This is a genomic window from Gordonia liuliyuniae (assembly GCF_021738805.1).
Classification (GTDB): Bacteria; Actinomycetota; Actinomycetes; order Mycobacteriales; family Mycobacteriaceae; genus Gordonia; species Gordonia liuliyuniae.
The window spans coordinates 199940-219666 of sequence record NZ_JAKKOR010000007.1; the positions used below are offsets into that span (position 1 = coordinate 199940).

General features: G+C 68.8%; 16 protein-coding genes. 9 read left to right on the top strand and 7 right to left on the bottom strand.

Annotated features, from left to right (window positions below):
- Positions 1-28 precede the first annotated feature (28 nt).
- Positions 29-1372, bottom strand: coding sequence for an acetyl-CoA C-acetyltransferase (locus tag L5G33_RS09825; RefSeq protein ID WP_265743697.1), 1344 nt, complete (start codon positions 1370-1372; stop codon positions 29-31).
- 147 nt (positions 1373-1519) lie between these two features.
- Between L5G33_RS09825 and L5G33_RS09830 the strand changes: the two genes are divergently transcribed.
- Positions 1520-2881 carry a 3-oxoacyl-ACP reductase gene (locus L5G33_RS09830; protein WP_236997994.1) on the top strand — a complete coding sequence of 454 codons (1362 nt, stop codon included), beginning with the start codon at positions 1520-1522 and terminating at the stop codon, positions 2879-2881.
- The gene (locus tag L5G33_RS09835) at positions 2881-3762 is read left to right on the top strand and encodes a MaoC/PaaZ C-terminal domain-containing protein (RefSeq protein ID WP_236997995.1); all 882 of its coding nucleotides are present in this window, start codon (positions 2881-2883) and stop codon (positions 3760-3762) included. Before L5G33_RS09830 ends, L5G33_RS09835 begins: the two co-directional genes overlap by 1 nt.
- Before the next feature lie 74 nt (positions 3763-3836).
- Here L5G33_RS09835 and L5G33_RS09840 read toward each other — a convergent pair whose 3' ends face one another.
- Together L5G33_RS09840 and L5G33_RS09845 are read right to left on the bottom strand one after the other, a co-directional pair.
- Positions 3837-4451 (bottom strand): TetR/AcrR family transcriptional regulator, encoded by a 615-nt coding sequence (locus tag L5G33_RS09840; protein WP_236997996.1) that lies wholly within the window; start codon positions 4449-4451, stop codon positions 3837-3839.
- Between the two features lie 29 nt (positions 4452-4480).
- Positions 4481-5476, bottom strand: coding sequence for a glycoside hydrolase family 3 N-terminal domain-containing protein (locus tag L5G33_RS09845; protein ID WP_308191559.1), 996 nt, complete (start codon positions 5474-5476; stop codon positions 4481-4483).
- Between L5G33_RS09845 and L5G33_RS19415 the strand changes: the two genes are divergently transcribed.
- From L5G33_RS19415 to L5G33_RS09855, 3 genes are read left to right on the top strand one after another with little or no spacing between them, the layout of a single operon-like run.
- Positions 5451-5666 (top strand): hypothetical protein, encoded by a 216-nt coding sequence (locus L5G33_RS19415; RefSeq protein WP_308191560.1) that lies wholly within the window; start codon positions 5451-5453, stop codon positions 5664-5666. The genes L5G33_RS09845 and L5G33_RS19415 overlap by 26 nt on opposite strands.
- A gap of 49 nt (positions 5667-5715) precedes the next feature.
- Positions 5716-5919 (top strand): DUF2613 family protein, encoded by a 204-nt coding sequence (locus L5G33_RS09850; RefSeq protein ID WP_236997998.1) that lies wholly within the window; start codon positions 5716-5718, stop codon positions 5917-5919.
- A gap of 25 nt (positions 5920-5944) precedes the next feature.
- Entirely contained in the window at positions 5945-10306 is a 4362-nt protein-coding gene (locus L5G33_RS09855) for a DUF3367 domain-containing protein (protein WP_236997999.1), read from the top strand.
- Here the strand turns inward: L5G33_RS09855 and L5G33_RS09860 are convergent.
- On the bottom strand, positions 10195-11385 hold the full coding sequence (locus L5G33_RS09860) for an acyltransferase family protein (protein WP_236998000.1): 1191 nt from the start codon (positions 11383-11385) through the stop codon (positions 10195-10197). The two genes, L5G33_RS09855 and L5G33_RS09860, sit on opposite strands and share 112 nt — an antisense overlap.
- A gap of 68 nt (positions 11386-11453) precedes the next feature.
- On the opposite strand from L5G33_RS09860, the gene pgfA reads away from it, so the two are divergent.
- The gene (pgfA, locus tag L5G33_RS09865) at positions 11454-12533 is read left to right on the top strand and encodes a cell envelope lipid trafficking protein PgfA (RefSeq protein ID WP_236998001.1); all 1080 of its coding nucleotides are present in this window, start codon (positions 11454-11456) and stop codon (positions 12531-12533) included.
- A 39-nt stretch (positions 12534-12572) separates the two neighbouring features.
- Here pgfA and L5G33_RS09870 read toward each other — a convergent pair whose 3' ends face one another.
- A complete protein-coding gene (locus L5G33_RS09870; protein WP_236998002.1) occupies positions 12573-13769 on the bottom strand; it encodes a polysaccharide biosynthesis protein in 1197 nt (398 codons plus the stop codon).
- Between the two features lie 101 nt (positions 13770-13870).
- Between L5G33_RS09870 and L5G33_RS09875 the strand changes: the two genes are divergently transcribed.
- On the top strand, positions 13871-14782 hold the full coding sequence (locus L5G33_RS09875; RefSeq protein WP_236998003.1) for an HpcH/HpaI aldolase/citrate lyase family protein: 912 nt from the start codon (positions 13871-13873) through the stop codon (positions 14780-14782).
- A 4-nt stretch (positions 14783-14786) separates the two neighbouring features.
- A complete protein-coding gene (locus tag L5G33_RS09880; RefSeq protein WP_236998004.1) occupies positions 14787-16481 on the top strand; it encodes an MmpA family trehalose lipid delivery protein in 1695 nt (564 codons plus the stop codon).
- A gap of 36 nt (positions 16482-16517) precedes the next feature.
- Here the strand turns inward: L5G33_RS09880 and L5G33_RS19420 are convergent, their stop codons facing one another.
- Positions 16518-17708: a DUF418 domain-containing protein gene (locus L5G33_RS19420; protein WP_236998005.1), complete on the bottom strand. Its 1191-nt coding sequence runs from the start codon at positions 17706-17708 to the stop codon at positions 16518-16520.
- Positions 17709-17809: 101 nt separating this feature from the next.
- Here L5G33_RS19420 and L5G33_RS09890 point away from each other — a divergent pair, with 101 nt between their 5' ends.
- Complete coding sequence (locus L5G33_RS09890; protein ID WP_236998006.1) at positions 17810-18586, top strand: TetR/AcrR family transcriptional regulator; 777 nt, start codon at positions 17810-17812, stop codon at positions 18584-18586.
- Positions 18587-18595: 9 nt separating this feature from the next.
- On the opposite strand, the gene L5G33_RS09895 is transcribed toward L5G33_RS09890, so the two are convergent.
- Entirely contained in the window at positions 18596-19720 is a 1125-nt protein-coding gene (locus L5G33_RS09895) for a glycosyltransferase family 4 protein (RefSeq protein ID WP_236998007.1), read from the bottom strand.
- Positions 19721-19727: the final 7 nt, after the last annotated feature.

Here is a 19727-nt window from a genome sequence, read left to right on the forward strand (position 1 = left end):
GTGTGGGATCGAGTCAGTGCGGGATCGATCAGCCTTCGACGATGGCGGTGACGCCTTGACCGCCCGCGGCGCAGATCGAGACGAGGGCGCGACCGCCACCGTTCTCCTTGATCTGCTTCGCGGCCTGGGCGATGATCCGACCGCCGGTCGCGGCGAACGGGTGTCCCGCCGCGAGCGACGAGCCGTTCACGTTCAGCTTGCTGCGGTCGATCGCGCCGAGCGGCTTGTCCAGGCCGAGACGCTCACGGCAGTAGTCCTCAGACTCCCACGCGCCGAGGGTCGCGAGCACGACGGACGCAAACGCCTCGTGGATCTCGTAGAAGTCGAAGTCCTGCAAGGTAAGGCCGTTGCGCTCGAGCAGACGCGGCACAGCGTAGGTCGGGGCCATGAGCAGCCCGTCGGGACCGTTGACGTAGTCGACCGCCGCCGTCTCGGTGTCGCGCAGGTACGCGAGGACCGGCAGTTTGTGCTCGGCGGCCCACTCGTCGCTGGCGAGCAGGACGGTCGACGCTCCGTCGGTGAGCGGGGTCGAGTTGCCCGCGGTCATCGTGGCGTCGCCGAGACCGACGCCGAACACCGGCTTGAGAGTGGCAAGCTTCTCCACCGACGAGTTCGGGCGGAGGTTCTCGTCGCGCGTCAGACCCATGAACGGGGTGACCAGGTCGTCGAAGAACCCGCGGTCGTATGCCGCGCCCATCTTCTGATGGCTCGCCGCGGCCAACTCGTCCTGGTCCTCACGCTTGACGCCGAACTCCTTGGCGGTGATCGCCGCGTGCTCACCCATCGACATCCCCGTGCGGGGCTCGCCGTTGCGCGGGATCTCGATGCCGAGCTTGGTCGCGAGACCGAGAGCGGCCTTGATGCGATCGGCCGTGCTCTTGGCGCGGTTCACCTCAAGCATCTGGCGACGCATCTCCTCCGAGACTCCGATCGGCGCGTCCGACGTGGTGTCCACGCCCCCTCCGACAGCGACGTCGTACCGACCCGAGGCGATGCCGTCGCCCACGGCGGCGATCGCCTGCAGGCCGGTGCCGCATGCCTGCTGGAGGTCGAACGCCGGGGTGTACGGCGAGAGACCGGAGCCGAGGACCGACTCGCGGATCAGGTTGAAGTCACGCGAGTGCTTGAGGACTGCGCCGCCTGCCACCATGCCGAGCTGCTCGCCCTGCAGGTTGAAGCGACTGACCAGGCCCTGGAGTGCTGCAGTGAACATCTCCTGGTTGCTCGCGGTCGCGTACGCACGGTCCTGCCGGGCGAACGGGATGCGGTTGCCGCCGAGGATGGCGACCGGGCGCAGCTGACGGGTTTCTGGCTTGCGGGGCGTGTACGAGGCCACGTGCTCTCCTGTGATCGGACCGACTGTTGTCAACATTCTTACTCCCGAGTAAGTTGTTTGTCGACCTCAGTGATCTGCGTCGATCGTCACAGCATCCGTTCTGTGCAGGCGACGACTCGACGCCTACGGTCACCACAGAAGGTATCGACTCGAATCGTCACCGACCTATCAAAGGAGTCAGTCGTGGCAGGTAACACCGACCTCTACTCGTCCCTCGTGAACTCGGGCCCCGGCGGCTTCATCGCCAGCCGCGTCGGCCTCCCCCAGCCGCCGCACCTGCGCCGTCACTCGGCGAGCAAGCCTCCACTCGGCGGCCCCGTCCTGCTCGGCGGCTCGGGCCGCCTCGTCGAACCGATTCGCGAGATCCTCTCGGCAGGCGACGACTACCAGCTGGTCGAGAACAACACGGGCGGCCGCAGCGCCGACAAGCTCGGTGCCGCCGTCTTCGACGCGACCGGCATCACCAAGCCCGCCGAGCTCGAGCAGCTCTTCGAATTCTTCACTCCGGTCATGCGCTCGACCGGCAACTCGGCACGCTTCGTCGTCCTCGGCACGACTCCCGAGCTCGCGAAGACTCCCGACGCACAGGTCGCCCAGCGCGCCCTCGAAGGCTTCACCCGTTCGCTCGGCAAGGAACTTCGCAACGGCGCCACCGCGCAGCTCGTGTACGTGTCGCCGAAGGCCAAGACCGGCCTGTCTGGTGTCGAGTCGACGCTGCGCTTCCTGCTCTCGGGTAAGTCGGCGTACGTCGACGCTCAGGTGATCCGGATCGGCGCCGATGACGGCGCCGCGATCGAGAACTGGGACAAGCCACTCGCGGGCAAGGTCGCCCTGGTCACCGGCGCCGCACGCGGCATCGGCGCCACCATCGCCGAGGTACTCGCCCGAGACGGCGCGCACGTGATCGCCGCCGACATCCCGGCGGCGGGCGAAGCGCTGTCGGAGACGGCGAACAAGGTCGGCGGCACCGCGCTGCCGCTCGACGTGACCGCCGAGGACGCGGGCGCGAAGGTCGCCGAGCATGTCCTGGAGCGCCACAACGGGCTGGACATCATCGTCAACAACGCGGGCATCACCCGCGACAAGCTGCTCGCCAACATGGACTCGGGCCGCTGGAACTCGGTGATCGGCGTCAACCTGATCGCACCGCAGACGCTGGTGAACGAACTCGTGGAGCGTCAGGCGCTCAACGCAGGCGGCGCCGTCATCGACGTCTCGTCGATCGCAGGCATCGCAGGCAACCGCGGGCAGACCAACTACGGCACCTCGAAGGCGGGCGTCATCGGCGTGGTGAACGCGTACGCGCCGATCCTCGCGAAGCAGGGCATCACGATCAACGCGGTCGCACCGGGCTTCATCGAGACGGCGATGACCGCCGCGATCCCGCTGGCCACCCGCGAGGTCGGCCGCCGCATGAACTCGTTGCAGCAGGGCGGCCAGACGGTCGACGTCGCCGAGACCGTTGCCTACTTCGCCAACCCGGCCAGCAATGCGGTGACCGGCAACGTCGTGCGGGTGTGCGGCCAGAGCCTGTTGGGCGCCTGATGTCGACCGTCACCCTCTCCGCCGTTCCCGGGCCTGCGACGATCTACCCGAAGGCCGTCAGCGCGATGCTCCCGGTGATCGGCAAGCCGGCGAAGGTCGCGACGGACGCGGGCCTGCCCGACACCGTCTTCCGGCTCGAGGACATCCGAATCGACCGCGACAGCCTGCAGAAGTACTGCCACACGACGGGGCTGCCATTCGGCGCGACCGTCCCGGTCACGTACTTGTTCGTGCTGTCGTTCCCGCTCGCGATGACTGTGATGGTCGACCCGAAGTTCCCGCTGGGAGCAATCGGTTCCGTGCACATCGAGAACACGATCGAGCGGTTCCGCGCGATCGGCGTCGACGAGCCGTTGACGATCGAGACTCACGCGGAACGCCTGCGTGCGCACCGCAAGGGCATGCTCGTCGACATGGTCTCGGAGTTCTTCGTGGGCGCCGAGCGCGTGGCGGTCCAGACGAGCACGTTCCTCAAGCAGCAGCGGACGAGTCTGTCCGACGGAGCACGGGGCCCCGCGCCGAAGGAGACCGTCCCGCCACCGCCCGATCGCATCGTGTCGGTCGATTTGGGTCTGATCCGCCAGTACGCGGACGCGTCCGGCGATCGGAACCCGATCCACATGGCCGATTTGTCGGCCAAGGCGTTCGGCTTCTCCAAAGCGATCGCCCACGGCATGTGGTCGGCGGCCACCGCCTTGGCGAACATCGAAGGCTCGCTCCCCGGAGCCGTCACCTACACCGTGCGGTTCGGCAAGCCGATCCTGTTGCCCGCCAAGGTGAACGCCTACACCGAGGCCGTCGACGGCGGATACGACGTGTCGCTGCTCAACCGACGAAAGGGTTACCCGCACCTGACGGGGACGGTCCGTCCGCGCGGCTGACACCCGAGCTCAAACGACTTCGGCACTTTCTTTCGGCGTATGGCCGAAAGAAAGTGCCGAAGTCGTTTCAGGCCTCAGTGCTCGTCGCCGAGTGTCGAGCCGACGCCGACGAGGCCGCGCCAGGTGATGCTGAGCAGCAGGTCGGTGGCATCGTCGAGATCGATGTCGCCGTCGGAGATGCGGTCGGCGACCGCCTCCCCCGCACCGACCAACGCGACGGCCGTCAACTCGAAGTCGATGTCGCGGGCGCCCTCGACCGTGGTGCCGCGACGGATCAAGGCGGTGATCATCCGGGTGATCGCCTGGCGGCTCTCGATCACGACGTCGGCGAACGCGGCGGTACCGACCGATACGCGGTACAGCACCCGCCACGACTGCGCGTTCTCGTACACGAACCGCAGAAACTCACGGACCAGCGTCCGCGCCTGCTCACGCTGCCGGAGGCCGGGATCGAAACCCGCACTCATCGCCTCCATGAAACGGCCGGACTCACGCGCGATGCACGCACTGAACAGTTCGTCCTTGGAACCGTAGTAGAGGTACAGCATCGGTTTGGAGATCTCGGCCTGAGCGGCGATGGCGTCCATCGAGCTGGCGGAGTACCCGTGCTCGGAGAACACCGTGATCGCCGCGTCCAACATTTGCTGCTCGCGGACTGCACGGGGCAGCCGCTTCGTCCCGCTCGCCATACCCAAAACTTACCATTGGGTAAGTTGTGTCAGCAGGTAATCGCACCCTTAGCTCGCAGAATCCGGACGACCGACTGATCGACGCGCTTAGTCGACAGCTTCTTGTCGGCGACGGCCTTCTCGAGCGCATCGAGGACGGAGCCGACCTCATCGGTGCTCAGCCACAATGCGATGTCGGATCCCGCGTTGATCGCCTTCCGGACGGCGACCTGTATCGGATACTTCTCGCTGATCGCCTTCATCCCCGACAGATCGTCGGAGAAGACCACGCCGTCGAACGGGACTCCGCCGTACCGCTTGCCACTGCGGAGCATGCCGATCGCCCGCGGGCTGATGCTCGCGGGCGTCTCCGGGCCAGTCAGTCCCGGGACGATGAGGTGCCCGACCATCACGCCGGCGTCGCCCGGATCCTTCAACAGGGTCTTGTAGGGGACGAGATCGGACTCGATGAGCTGACTGAACGGCGGTGTCCTGACGTTGCCTGTGTGCGAGTCGCCGGACCCGTGACCGTGTCCGGGGAAGTGCTTGTAGACGGGCATGATCCCGGCGTCCTGCAGGCCTTTCGCGAATGCTCCCGCGTATTCGGTGACGACAGCCGGATCATCGGAGAACGAGCGGTCGCCGATCACCTCGTCGTCGGCCTCGTCGCTGACGTCGGCACTCGGCGCGAAGTCGACGGTGATGCCCAGCTTCTTCATCTTCTCGCCCGCGTCCTTCGCGAGCGCACGAACCTGAGCGGGCGTCTTGGTCTCGGCCAGGACGCGCGCCGACGGCATGTCGATGCCCAGCTTCGCGAGGCGACTCACCCGGCCGCCCTCCTGGTCGACGGTCACCATCAGCGGATACTTCTGCGCCTTCGAGAGCTTTCTCACCGACCCGTCGGTGAGCATCCCGAGGTCACTCCAACTGCCGACGAACACGCCGCCGATGTGTTCGTCGGAGACGACCTGCTTGGCGTCGGCAGCTCCGGTGACGCCGACAACGAGAAGTTGAGCAAGCTTGTCCCGCAACGACATCGACTTCAAGTCGGACGCTCCGCATGTCTGTGCCACCGACGTACTCGACGCCGTCGACGACGGACTCGACGACACAGACTTGCTCGACGTCGGCGAAGTCGGCGGCGCGGCGTCCGGGTCGGAACTGCTGCAGGCGGACGCCGACAGCAGCATTGTGGCCGCGACGACGGCGGTGAAACGGCGGGGTGCACGCATGTGACCAGTTTCGCACGACCGGCCGACTGTTCCCGGGTGGTACCTTGTGGTTCATGGTTCGCGACCGCTTGATCTACGGGATTATCGCCGCGGTCGTCGGCGTAATCGTCGGCGTCGGCGGCGTCTTTCTGGGCGGCGTCCTCGCCTCCGAGACCAAGCCGTCGACCGACGTGAACAGCTTCAACGGCCAGGACGGTTTCGTGCAGGGCTCCGTCGAATACGGTTCGCGGGGCGGCTCCGGGTCCGACAACTCCTGACGTCCCGACCACTCCTGTCATCACGGTGAGCCCCGACCGGCGTCTATCGCGACGCGGTCTCGGCGTGACCGCGTTGATCCTCACGCTCGTCTCGTTCTGGCAGGCGCCCGGCAAGGTGTCCCCGGACACGAAACTAAATCTGACCGTCGACCCGATCGGTTTTCTCGCGAACGCGACCCATCTGTGGTCGCCGACGATGCCGATGGGGCAGATCCAGAACCAGGCGTACGGGTACCTCTTCCCGCACGGCGCGTTCTTCGCGCTCGGCGACCTCGCCCACCTCCCGCCGTGGATCATCCAACGCCTCTGGTGGGCGATTCTGCTGACCGTGGGGTTCGTCGGTGTCGTCCGCGTCGCCGAAGCGCTGCGGATCGGCTCGTTCGGATCGAGGTTGATCGCGGCGGCCGTGTTCGTCGCGTCGCCGCGCGTCGTCACAACGTTGGGCACCATCTCGTCGGAGACGCTGCCATTGATGTTGGCCCCGTGGGTTTTGCTGCCGGTGATCCGAGCACTCGACGCCACCTCGACGAGGCCCGCATGGCGGGAGGCCGCGCGGTCCGGGTGCGCTGTCGCGCTGATGGGGGCCGTGAACGCGGTCGCCACCGGCGCGGCGGTGAGCGTCGCCGTCCTGTGGTGGGCGGCCGCCACGTGCTCGCGTGATCGGGACCGCCGTCGCCGGGGCCTACGGTTCGCTTGCGGCTGGGTTCCCGCGCTCGCCGCCGCCTGCCTGTGGTGGACGGTTCCGCTGCTCATGCTGGCGCGGGTATCGCCGCCCTTCCTGGACTTCATCGAGTCGGCGCAGGTGACCACCGAGTGGACGTCGCTCACCGAAGTGCTGCGGGGGACGGGGTCGTGGACGCCGTTCGTGTCCGGCGAACGCGCGGCTGGCGCGGTGCTCGTGTCCGAGTCGGCGGCTGTCCTCGCGACCGGTGTGCTCGCCGCCGCCGGGCTGGCGGGTCTGGCGATGCGTGCGATGCCGCACCGTCGCCGATGGCTCGCGCTCCTGGTGATCGGTCTCGCCGCCATGTGCCTCGGCTACCCGGGCGCGCTCGGGTCGCCGATCGCCGAAACGGTCCGCGGATTCCTCGACGGCAGCGGCGCCGCGCTGCGCAACGTACACAAGTTCGAGCCACTGATCCGGTTGCCGTTGGTCTTCGGAGTCGCCCACCTGCTGGCACGCGTGCCGTTCCGGTCGCTGCTGGCGGTGTCGTCGAAAGCCAACGGGTGGGCTCGCCCGGCCGCTGCGGCGATGGTCGTGGTGACCGCCGTGGTCGGTGCCGGGTCGCTCGCGTGGACGGGCGGGCTGGCGCCGACGTCGAGTTACGACGCGATTCCCGCCTACTGGCATCAGACGGCCGACTGGCTCGACGAGCATGCGAGCGACTCCCGCGCGCTCGTCGTTCCGGGGGCCCCGTTCGCGGACCAGATCTGGGGTCTTACGCGCGACGAGCCGCTGCAAGCGCTCTCGGACGCGCCGTGGGCGGTGCGAGACGCGATTCCGTTGACGCCGCCCGGCGCGATCCGTGCGATGGACTCGGTGCAGCGCACGCTCGTGTCCGGGCGTGGCTCGGCGGCCCTCGCCGACACCCTCACCGCTCAGGGCGTCGGTTACGTCGTCCTCCGCGCCGACCTCGATCCGGCGTCGTCACGGTCGGCGCGGCCGATCGTCGTCGCGGACGCGCTGCGCCGCTCCCCCGGGCTCACCGAGGTCGCACAGTTCGGCCCCGAGGTCGCCCCGCCGACCGTCGACGGAGTGGTGGTCGACGACGGCCTGCGGCCCACGATGCCCGCGGTGACCGTGTACCGCGTCGGGGCGGGGCGCGGCACCGGCCCGCTACTGACCCCGCTCGACGAGGCGCCGAGGGTGAACGGCGGTCCGGAGTCGCTGGCCGCGATCAACGAGGCGCGCGCCCGCACGGGACGTCCCGCTCTCGGGACAGCGCTCCTGACCGCCGATGCGCGGCGCGCCGGCGTCGGCGACGGCCCCGGGGCGATCGTCACCGACACGCCCGCCGACCGGGAGACCGATTTCGGCCGCGTCGACGACCATTCGTCGGGGATCCGGGCGCCGGGCGACCTGAGGCTCACGAAGAACGCCGTCGCCGACTATCCCGTGGCCGGCACGCCGCTGGTGCGCGGGCAATGGCTGCTCAACAACCAGCCCGGTCAGGTGCGGGTGACCTCGTCGGGGTCGGCGGCCGACGCGACGCAGCCCGGTCGAACAGTTCCGGCGGCCTCGACGAAGGCGGCGTTCGACGGCGACGTGAACACAGCGTGGGTGAGCCGCGGCCTCGAGTCGGCGGTCGGACGGTGGGTGGCGCTCGAGTTCACGCAGCCGCGCCGCGACCTCGCGTTGACGGTGACGACGGCGAAGGCGTTGGGCTCTGACGTGTCGTCGCTGCTGGTGACGACGGATGCGGGCAGCACGGTGGTCACCGACGTCGAACCGGGGGTGCCGACGCGCATCGTCGCTCCGGCAGGCCAGACACGGCGTGTCGAGGTCCGTGCGATCCGGACTGCGGACGGCACCGCGGGCAACCAGTTCGCGCTCGCGGAGGTCGCACTGTCGGATGCGGGCAGCGGGCTGGACTACTCGGTCCGGCACCGGGTAGTTCTCCCCGAGCTCGATGCGGCGGATCACGTCGACGGGTGGGTGCTGTCCAACGAGCTCGGCAGCCGCGCCGAATGCGTGACCGACGACGACCGTGTCCGTTGTGCGCCGACGCTCGGGATCGCCCCGGAGGCTCCCGGAGCCTTCGGGCGCGCGGTGTCGGTTCCGTCGGACACCGACGTGACATCGAGCGTCGTACTGCGACCGAAAGCCGGCAGCGCGCTGAACGACCTGCTCGCACGGGCTGGCGTCGTCACAGCGGAGGGTGCGGCGTCCGTGACCGATCCACGTGGAAACGCATCGGCCGCCGTCGACGGCGACCCCCGCACTGTGTGGACCGCACCCGAGACACCGGCATCGACCGGCAAGAAGAAGCCGCGGAAGCCGTCGATCACTCTGCACCTGCCGTCGGTGCGCGAGGTGTCCGGACTCAAGCTGACGCTGCCCGACGACTATCCGGCGAGCCCGACCCGCGTGACCGTCGACCTCAGCAGCGGTGAGAAGAAGCAAGGCGGCCAGACGAGGCAGACGGTTCGGGTCGGCGACGACGGCACCGTGCCGTTGACGCCTACGCGGACGGACCGGATCGTGGTGACTGTCGACGAGACGAACGATCTGATCGACGTCAACGATCTGGGTTTCGCGCGGCAGTCGCCAGCGGGCATCGCGGAGGTAGAAGTCTTGCCGACCGTCGCAGGTCCCGCGACGGCCCGGTCCGGCCCGGCCGTAACCGACGTGGACCGTCCGATAGTCGTCGGCTGCGACACCGATCCGCAGGGCCCGCTCGGCCTCGGTCTGTCGGCGGCGGGACGGATCCAACGGCTGCAGGTGTCGACGACGGCGGGGGCGCTGCGCGACGGCGATCCGGTGGTCGCGACGGTGTGTCCCAGCGAGCCGCTGCGCCTTCCCGCCGGCGAGCAGGAGGTGACGGTGAATCCCGGCGACGCGTTCACCGTCGACTCGGTGGAACTCCACACGCCCGGGCCCGACCCGGTCGGGACGAGTGTCCCCGCCCAGACGCGCGCTTGGGATGCGACGTCGCGCGAGGCGATCGTCGACGCCGCCGACGCACCGCGCATCCTGTCCGTCCCGGAGAGCACCAACACCGGCTGGCATGCTCGACTCGACGGCCACGACCTCGAGCCGATCGTCGTCAACGGCTGGCAGCAGGGGTGGATCGTCCCCGCCGGCGCCGCGGGAACGATCGCTCTCACCTTCGACTTGGACACGCCGTACCGCTGGGTCCTTCTCGTCGGGCTCATCCTCGTCGCCGCGCTGTTCGCCGCCGCGTTCTGGCCCACACGCCGATCGAGCCCTCCACCCCAGTCAAGCCCTGCACCCCAGTCAAGCCCTCCACTTCGTTCACACTCAGTCGAGACCCGGCTGACGACACCGGACGTCGAGAACTCGTTGCTGCCGGCCACCCGGCTCGCGCTCCTGCCTCTCGCCTCCCGGCCTCTCGCCGCTCTAGCTCTCGTCACCGCATATCTCTTGACCGGCGTGTGGGGCCTGCTCGCGGCAGCGGTCACCGGCGTCGTCGTCGCCTACGCGTCGGCGACGACCCGTGTCACGCTCGTCTTCGCGGCGATGTCGCTCGCGACAGTCGCGCTCGCGACCGGCCCGTGGCATTCGGGCACCGCGTACGCCGGGTACGGGGTGCTGCCTCAGCTGGCGGCGCTGGTCTCGGTGTCGGCCGCGCTGTTCTCGGCCGTGTTCGAGCGACGTCTCTCGCGGCGGGCGAGAGCCCGCCGGCACGGCTCTTCCACGAACGTGTAGCTGGCGGCGGAGACCGGCACCGTGACGGCGACGGTCAACAGCCACACCTCGACGAAGTGGCCGTCGAACGCGACGATCCCGAACAGTCCGAACACGGCGGTGAGGACGGCGACGTGCCAGATGAAGATGCCGTACGACCAGCGGCCGAGCGCAGCCATGACCGGCGAGTCGAGGAACCGGAACGGTCCGTCCCGGAGGACGAGTGGTGCGAGGATCGCGTAGGCGCCGATTCCGCCGAGCACCATTTTGGCTGCGTACTGCGCGTCGTTCATGGGGGCGAGTCCGACGGGGCCTGCGAGCGGGGTGGACGCGAGACCGTAGGCGATCACGAACACCACGAACATCAGCGGCCGGTTCGACGACGCCCGCACGATCGGGGACGCAGCGTCGAAGACGCCCGCACGGACGGCGGCGACGATCTCGGCGAGCAGCAGCCCGCCCGCGAACCAGGGCAGGTGCCCGAAGACCCAGTTCTTTCCTTCGACGCCGTCGGCGAGCGGTAGGAGATTCGCCAGCCATGCCCAGCCCAGGCTGAGCACGCTCACCCCGAGGATCAGCGGGATGCGCAGGCGTGCGCGCCGTCCCCGCAACGCGACGAGGCCGTATCCGATGATCGGGAGAAGAAGGTAGAACGCGACTTCGACGGACAGACTCCACATCTGAGTGAGGCCGGGCGCGAGGGTGAGCGGGACGAACACCTGGGTGAGGGTGAGGTTGGCGATCCACACGGTCGGCGACGCGTCGCGCGCCTGCGGCAACAACAGCAGGACCGCCGTCACGACGATCGCGTACGCGGGCCAGATGCGTACGAACCGGTGGCGGAGGTAGCGGCGGACGTTCGGCGGTTCGATCCGGCCGCGCGCGGCACTCGCATAGGGCCGCCACAGGAGGAAGCCGCTCAACGCGAAGAACAGTGCGACGGCGAGATCGAGTCTGCCGAGGACGGGACCGATCACCGGCCAGTGCAGTGAACGGGTCTGGAAGGCGACGTGCGTGGTGAGGACGCCGATGGCCGCGACCGCCCGCATCCCTTCGAGCTGCGGGTAGAAGCGCCTGGCGGGCGCGGTCGCAGCACTCATGTGTGGTCCTTCATCGTCGGGTCCACAGTAGCGGCCCGGTCGCGATCCGTGCCCTACAGTAGAAACACATGATCGAGACCCCGTCGCCGCGTCTGCGCACGCGAGATCTGCTGGCGCCGTCCGCGTTGTTCCTCGGCGCGCTGTTGCTCGCGGGAGCCATCGCGCTGGGCCCGGTGGTCGGCGCGTCGTTGAAGAAGATCCCGTTGGACGTCGACCTGACGTGGGTAGCCGACGGTTCGGACGGCTCGCGCGTGTTGAACCGCTGTTCCATCGACGAGCCACGTGCCCAGGTACTCGCCGCCCAGGTCCAACAGCGGCGGCGCATCGTGGCGGTGCGTCCTGCCGACTCGGACGTCGTCACACTTCAGGCGGGCACCTCGCTCGGCGTCAGTGAGTACCGGGTGGACGGCGAGGCGGTCGACGCCGACGACGTGTGCGACACCGAGACCCTGTCCGCGACGGTCGACCGAGTGACGATCGACCGCCGTACCGCGCTGCCGTCCGGGCAGCCATCGGAAATCCAGTACGACGACACGAAGGGCGCCGTGACGCTCCCCGACCGGAAGGGCTTCACCTATGTCCTGCCGTTCGAGTTCTCCGGCTCGGATCTGACGTACTTCGACATCGTGAGCCGCACGCCGGTCCCGCTGATCCGGGAGGGGACGCAGACTGTCGCAGGCCGCGAGACCGTCCACCTCGCGGCGTCGGTCGACGATGCGGACCTGTCGCGGTTCGATACGCGCGCCGTCATCACGCGCCCGGCATCGTGGTTCGGATCGTTCCGCGGAGTACGGCCCGACGAACCGCTGACGGCTGCGCTCCACCATTCGGCTCAGCGCGACCTGTTCGTCGACGAGACGACCGGCGTAGTCGTCGAGGAGCGGGTTCGACTGGTCGAGGAGTATCGCTTCACCTCGGACACCGCGTCGCGGTCGCCTGAGCTCGCCGATTTCCGGCTCACCAATGTCGACACGACGCTGCACAGCGACCCGCAGAGCCTTCAGGACGCCGCCGACGCCGCATCGTCACGCGACTGGCCGGTCACGCTCACAACGCTGATCCTGCCGATCGTGTTCGGTGTGCTCGGCATCGCGTCGCTGGTCTTCGGCGTCGCCGTCACGCTGCGCGACCGGCGGAATCGTCCTTAGCCGGTAGTTCACTGTCGCCTGGTGACAGTGAACTACCGGCTAATCGTCAGCCATCCTCACCCAGGCCCACGTGCCGACCACCGACGACACGGCAGCGCCCGCGGCGATCACCGCGAGTGAGACTACGGAGTCGGCGACGGAGAAGATCAGGCCTACTTCGACGACGAGGACGGCGAACGCTGGAGCGGCGCCGCGCGCGCGGTTGCGGGCGATCGCCGCCAACAGCATCAGTTGCAGCACGGCGAGCAGTGATCCGGTCGCCGCGAAGAGCCACATCAGACCGGCGACCGGTCGATAGTCGTCGGAGATCGCGATCGGCACCAGGGGTCCGCAGACGGCAGCGAGCGCGGTGACCGCGCAGCCGATGCCCGCCAAGACGCCTGCCGCGCGGCGCAGCGCGGCGCCGGACCGGACCGGGTCGGCCAGACGCGGATAGACGACGACGCCGATCGCCTGCGGCAGCCAGAACGCACCCTTCGTCGCGACCGCACCCAACGCGTACACGCCCGCGTCGCCCGCTGACAGGACCGACCGGGACAGCAGCAGGTCGACCGACACTGCGACGATCATCACGAACTGCACGCTCGACGCCGACAGCACGTCACCCATCGACACCGACGACCTCGTCCGCCCGCCCGTGGCGCCGCCGACCCGACCTGCGACCGCCGCGACGGCGAGCGCGGCGACGACGGTTCCGACGGTTCCCGCAGCGAGCGCACCGGTCGGGCCGGCACCCGCCCACACCGCTGCGACGACCGGCACCGATTTGGCGACCCCGACCCCGGCGAGGACGCCGCCGAGCAGACCGAACCGACCGGCCCCCTGCAAGAGCCCCTGTCCGCCCGCGATGACGGCCAGCGGCGCGGCGCCGGCCAGCGCGGCGACCGTCGCCGACCACGAGGTGTGCGCGATCTGCATCATCACGCCGACGCCGACCGCCGACCCGACCGCGACGAGGACGCCGACCACGCCGATCAATCGCCACAGCCGTCGACGCGACGTCCCGGTCACCACCTCGCGGGCGACCACGGCCTGCACCGCGAGCGCGGGCACCGACAGGACGAGCATCGCCGCGTTGAGAACGGAGAACTCGCCGAACCCGTCCGGTCCCAGGACCCGGCTCGCCGGAACCTGGACGAGGTAGGCGAGCAAGTTCGCCAGCAACGTTCCGACGGTGACCGCGCCGAGCGCACGCACGGTGGCGCCCGGTCGCGGCGCACGCGCGGTGATCGTCATGGCACCAGTGTGCCCGTACCGGCGGGTAGACTTGCGCGGCGGCATCCGCCCCAATACCCGTAGAGCATCCCGCACCGTAGAGACCAGTAGGCAGAGAGTCGATGTACGACACCGAATTTACCGCGCCCGATCCCTCCGACATCGGATCCCGGATCGACCCGGTACTCGCGCGCAGCTGGCTGCTCGTCAACGGAGCCCAGCACGAGCGTTTCGAAGCCGCGTCGCATTCGCGCGCCGACATCGTCGTCCTCGACATCGAAGACGCCGTCGCCCCGAAGGACAAGGACGCCGCCCGCGACAACGTCGTGCAGTGGCTCGACGACGGCAACACCGACTGGGTGCGCATCAACGGTTTCGGCACGCCGTGGTGGTCCACCGACATCGCTGCGCTCGGGTCGACCTCCATCGGCGGCGTCATGCTGGCGATGGTCGAATCCGTCGACCACGTCACCGAGACGGCGCGACGACTCCCGAACATCCCCGTGGTCGCTCTCGTCGAGACGGCGCGCGGCCTGGAACGCATCGCGGAGATCGCGTCGGCGAAGGGGACGTTCCGCCTCGCGTTCGGCATCGGCGACTTCCGCCGCGACACCGGTTTCGGCGACAACCCGACGACGCTCGCCTACGCACGGTCGCGGTTCACAATCGCCGCGAAGGCCGCCGGGCTCCCGTCGGCCATCGACGGTCCGACTGTCGGCTCCAATCCGCTCAAGCTGAACGAGGCGACGGCGGTCAGTTCCGAGTTCGGCATGACCGGCAAGATCTGTCTCACCCCAGACCAGTGCGCGGCGGTCAACGACGGCCTGTCGCCATCGCTGGACGACATCAGTTGGGCACGTGAGTTCTTCGCCGAGTTCGAGGGCGACGGCGGCGAGATCCGCAACGGCTCCGATCTGCCGCGCATCGCCCGCGCGACGAAGATTCTCGACCTGGCCCGCTCGTACAACATCGTGTCGAAGGACTACGGCGTCTCCGACCAGTCGCACGCGTCCACCGACACGTTCCACTACTGATCGCATGCTGTACCTGGTCAGCGCACTTCTGACGGCGCTGATCTGTGGGCCCCTGTACGGCGGGCACCTGGTGTATCGCGACGCGGTGGCGGTGCCGCAGTTCTCGTTGTCGGCGGCCGCGTTCGGCGTCGACGGTTCCGCGCCGCGCGCCGTCCCACAGGACGCGGTCCTGGGCCTGGCCTCACGGATAGTCGACGGCGGCTGGCTCGTCGCTCTGTTGACGACGGCCGCGGTCTTCGGCGCGGGCGTCGGGTTCGGCCGACTCGCACGCCGCCTGGTGCCGCAGGCGGGTGCCGCGGGCGCGGTCGCCGCTGCGGCCGTCGGGATCTGGAATCCGTTCGTCGCCGAACGGCTCCTGCAGGGGCACTGGAGTCTGCTGATCGGGTACGCGACGCTCGGTCCGATCGTGCTGGCCGTCCTCGATCTCGGTGACCGACGGTCGTGGCGTCCCGCCGTGCTGCTCGTCGGTCTGTTCGCGGCCGCCGGGTTCACCCCGACCGGTTCGATCCTGGCGTTGACGATCGCCGGCGTCACCGCGATCGCGGCGCGGCCCGGACTGCGCGCGAGCCTGGCCTGCGGTGCCGGCTGGGTGGTGACCGCGTCGCCGTGGCTGGTCGCTGCCGCGGTGTCCGACGCCTCCCAATCATCGAGCGGTGCGAGCGCGTTCACGCTGAGAGCCGAACCCGGGCTCGGACCGCTGGGCACCGCCGCAGGTCTGGGCGGGATCTGGAACGCCGACGCGGTGCCGGCGAGTCGCACGACGTGGTGGGCCGTGGTCGCCACCGTAGTGTTCCTCGCCGTGATCTTCGCCGGAAGCGTTCGGCTGTTCGCATCGGCCGAGCCCACCCGCTCCGGCGAGCGCACGCGCAGCCGGGATCCTCTCCTCGTGCTCGCCGTCCTCGCGCTCGTCGTCGTCGTTCTCGTCATTGCTTTCGCGACCGGCCCCGGCGTCGCCGTGATGGATGCGCTCCTCGCCCACGTCCCGGGCGCTGGTCTGCTGCGCGACTCGCAGAAGTATCTGGCGCTGGCGGTCCCGTTCGCCTCGCTCGCCGTGGCGGCTGCGGTCGGCGCGCTACGGCGGTGGGTGCCCGGCGGGTTCGCGGCCTCCGCGATCGGCCTGCTGATCCTTGCTCCGCTCCCGGATCTCGCCTGGGGCGTCGGCGGTCAGATCCGGTCGGTCACGATCCCCACCGACTACACGCAGGTCGCCGACGTGGTCGGCGACGGCGGCGGCAGGTCCGTCGCCCTCTGGCCGACGGCGACGGTCCGGTCGCTGTCGTGGACCGGCGGGCCATCGCTCTCGCCTCTGCCCCGCATGATCGACGCGCCCGTCGTCGTCGACGGGGCCCTCGTCGTCGACGGTGAATCGCTCGACGCGCCGAGCGGTCGGACCGCCGACATCGTCGCCGTCCTCGACGAGGGTGGCGACCCGGCCCGCCTCGCCCGGCTCGGCGTCGCCTGGGTGGTCAGCGAGGAGGCCGATCCGCCTGTGCTACTCGCCGCGGGCGCCGACGAGGTCGTCACCGGCGATCACCTGCGCCTGTTCCACATCTCCGGCGCCGAGCCCGCGCCGTCGCCGAGTGCCGTGGCCTGGGCCGCGGCGATCTCCGCGCTCACCCTGTGGTTCGTCGCACTCGCCGCAGGCGTGATAGCGGCATTCCGCCACGCCTGGCCGCCCCGACGGACCGCCGCGTCTTGAGTCGATGTCCGGGTGAGCGGGTGGCATCGTCGGTGGTCAGTCTTCGCCCCGAATCCATCCCGGCCGTTGCCAGTTGGTGAGCCAGCGGAGCAGCCACTCGACCGGCCCGTACTTGTGCCCGGCCAGCCATACTGCGCTGATCACTGTCTGAAAGCCGAACACCGCCACGGATATGACCATCAGTCCCGCCGGTCCGATCTCTCCGGCGAGACCGAACCCGAGACCAGTGAACAGCAGTAGGCCGATCAGCGACTGCATCAAGTAGTTCGTCAAGGCCATTCGGCCCGCCGTGGCGAGAGCCCCGCCCAGCAGTCGCCGACGCGGTCTGTGCAATACCCGCAGCAGGGTCGCCACGTAGGCGGCAGTCAAGAACGGCGCCGTCGCCACGCTGACGAACACCGCCGAGGTAACGGCATCGCCGCCCAACGCTGCGTACGCGATCCCGCCGGCCAACCCGACCGGGAATCCGATGAACTGGATGCGTCGAAGCACTGTTCCGTGACCGGCGATGTCAGTCAACAGTCCACGTCGGCCGAAGACCATCCCGAGTAAGAACATCGCCAATGCGGTCGGTCCCTGCAAGGACACTGCCTGCACGACTAACAGTCCGATGCCGTCGAGATGCTGACCGATGATCTCGCCCAACGAACCTCGCATCGCTTGAGTCTGGTCATGCGCGTTAGACATGGCCTCGGCATCGGTGGGCATGAACGACGACCTGTCCAGCAGTACTGCGCTTCCGCCCAAAGACACGAGCACCACAGCGTAGATGCCGCCTGCGGCCCGGAGCGCGGTCGAGTCCGTCACCCGATACGTCACCAGGAGAACCAAGCACGCGATGGCGTAGGTGGTCAGTACGTCGCCGCTGTACAACACGACGATATGCACGATACCGAGCAGGAAGAGTCCGAGGATTCGACGCCGCATACGCGCCGAGAAGTCGGCGCCCGCGCGAGAGGCAGCAGCCATCTGGAGGGTGAAGCTGTAGCCGAATAGGAAGGAGAACAGTAGATAGAACTTCATCGAGAACAGGGCTGATAGAACGAAACGGGCCGCGTTGTCCACCGGCGAGTCGAAGGCTGGATCGTCGACGAGGTTGCCCGCGAACCCCGACGCCATGAACGTGATGTTGACGACGAAGATCCCGAACAGCGCGAAACCGCGTAGGGCGTCTACGTTGTGGATTCGCGTCGCCACCGAATCGGAGCTCGTGCGTGATGCTGCCACGAGATTTAATATACCAGGTATAGTTTATGTCTTACGTTATTTGCGGCGAGGTATCCTCCATCGACCGATCAGCATCCGAGCCGACAGGAAGAGACCGGCTAGTGCCACCGACCGATCTGCCGCCACAACTGCGGAGGTTGTGGCGTATCCCGGAACCCGAGACGCGGCACGGGCGGCCGTCGCTCCTAGACACCGAGCGAGTCGTCGAAGCCGCCATCGTCTTGGCCGACCGCGACGGTGTGGAGGCTGCGACACTGCCCAAAGTGGCGGTCGAGCTGGGGGTCACCGCGATGTCGCTCTATCGTCATGTCGGTTCCAAGCTCGAACTGCTCGAACTGATGGTGGATCGGGCGAGCACACCGCCGCGGGCCGAGAACGACGAGCGGCCTCGGACCGCCGACGCCTGGCGTGCGGCCATCCAGACCTGGGCCGACAGGCTCTGGGACCTCTACTGCGAACGACCGTGGATCGTGCGGGTGCCCGTTCACGGTCCACCCGCGGGGCCCAACCAACTCGCCTGGCTCGAGCAGGCTCTCGGGGCGTTCGTAGGCACCGACTTCACCTGGCGAGAGAAGCTCGGCTTCTGCATGGTGGTGAACGGCCATGTACGTCAATCCGTTCTGCTGACCCAGGAGCTCGCCGCGGGACGCACCACGGAAAAGCAGGCCGAGATCGAACACCGATATGGCCGCACCATGGCAGATCTGGTCGACGCCGACCGCTTTCCCGAACTGACGTCCATGTTCACCGCCGAAGTCTTCGACGGTGCGGATGAACCGTCGATGTCCACAGCACGCAGAGACTTTCACGCCGGCCTCACGCTGATCCTCGACGGTATCGACAGGCAGCAGCGCACACGGGCAGCGGATCCGGGATAGACCTGTGGGCTAGAGCTCACCGAACAGGGTCTCGAACCCGTCAGCCGTCGCCGCCCACGAGTAGTCGCGCGAGCGCTTCATCGCCGCACCGCCGAGCCGCGCCAGCCGATCACGATCGGCGACGAGGCCGGCCACAGCTTCGGTGAGCTCGTCGACATCGTCGACGAGGACCCCCGTCACCCCGTCGACAATCGAGTCGGTCAGACCCGCCGAACTCCGGTAGCCGGCGGTCGGCACGCCGTGTTGTGCGGCTTCCACAACAGCAAGTCCCCACCCTTCCTTGCGAGACGGCATCACGTGCAGATCAGCGTCCGCCAGGAGCTCGTGTTTGCGGGTCTCGTCGACGTGGCCGTGGAACGTCACACGCTCTCCGATCGCCAGATCCGCTGCAGCAGAGCGCAGTTCGTCGTGCCACCAGCCACTGCCGACGACGTCCAGGTGGACGTCGACGCCTCGATCGGCGAGTGCGGCGACCACGTGCAACGCGTGCTCGACTTGCTTGTGCGGGACGAGTCGCGACACCGCGATCAACCGCACGCCGGGACGTCGCGTCCGCCCCCCGACCCCGTCGGGCACCGGGTCGACGCCGTTGCGGATCACCGTGATCCGGGAACGGTCGACGCCGAGACCCACCAGTTCCGACGCCGACGGCTCGGACACGGTCACGTACCGGCTTGCGCGGTGCACGCGTGGCGACAGTCGCGACTCGACGAACCAACCGACCCGCGACAGCACCGGGCCGGCCACCGGCCACTGCTCCCGGTGACAGTGGTGCACCAGGACGACGGCAGGCGCGTCGACCAGAAGCCGCGCGAAGAACGGGACGCCGTTCTGCGTGTCGACGACGACGTCCGGGCGGTAGCGGGCGAGCCTGCCCCGACCGAGCCTGGCGGCCGTGAGGGTCGCCGCGACACGGAGGTAGACGGTGAGGCGCCCGCCCGCCCGCAGCACCCGGACCCCGTCGGACATCTGACGGCGCGGTGCGCCCGGATACGACGCGGTCAGGAGAGTGACGCGGAAACCTCGTCGCGCCAGTTGGGAGCCGACCCGTTCGAGGTACCGTTCACTGCCTCCGCCCTGCGGGTGACCGGTGTCGCGCCAGCACAAGAGCAGCACGTCGGTCGGCGGGGTCACCCGAACA

Excerpts from the sequence above, each read along its gene's own strand:
- pgfA (WP_236998001.1), top strand. The coding sequence starts at position 11,454 with ATGATCGAGACCCCGTCGCCGCGTCTGCGCACGCGAGATCTGCTGGCG.
- L5G33_RS09850 (WP_236997998.1), top strand. The coding sequence starts at position 5,716 with ATGGTTCGCGACCGCTTGATCTACGGGATTATCGCCGCGGTCGTCGGC.
- L5G33_RS09860 (WP_236998000.1), bottom strand. The coding sequence starts at position 11,385 with ATGAGTGCTGCGACCGCGCCCGCCAGGCGCTTCTACCCGCAGCTCGAA.
- L5G33_RS09880 (WP_236998004.1), top strand. The coding sequence starts at position 14,787 with ATGCTGTACCTGGTCAGCGCACTTCTGACGGCGCTGATCTGTGGGCCC.
- L5G33_RS09875 (WP_236998003.1), top strand. The coding sequence starts at position 13,871 with ATGTACGACACCGAATTTACCGCGCCCGATCCCTCCGACATCGGATCC.
- L5G33_RS09870 (WP_236998002.1), bottom strand. The coding sequence starts at position 13,769 with ATGACGATCACCGCGCGTGCGCCGCGACCGGGCGCCACCGTGCGTGCG.
- L5G33_RS09840 (WP_236997996.1), bottom strand. The coding sequence starts at position 4,451 with ATGGCGAGCGGGACGAAGCGGCTGCCCCGTGCAGTCCGCGAGCAGCAA.
- L5G33_RS09835 (WP_236997995.1), top strand. The coding sequence starts at position 2,881 with ATGTCGACCGTCACCCTCTCCGCCGTTCCCGGGCCTGCGACGATCTAC.
- L5G33_RS09825 (WP_265743697.1), bottom strand. The coding sequence starts at position 1,372 with ATGTTGACAACAGTCGGTCCGATCACAGGAGAGCACGTGGCCTCGTAC.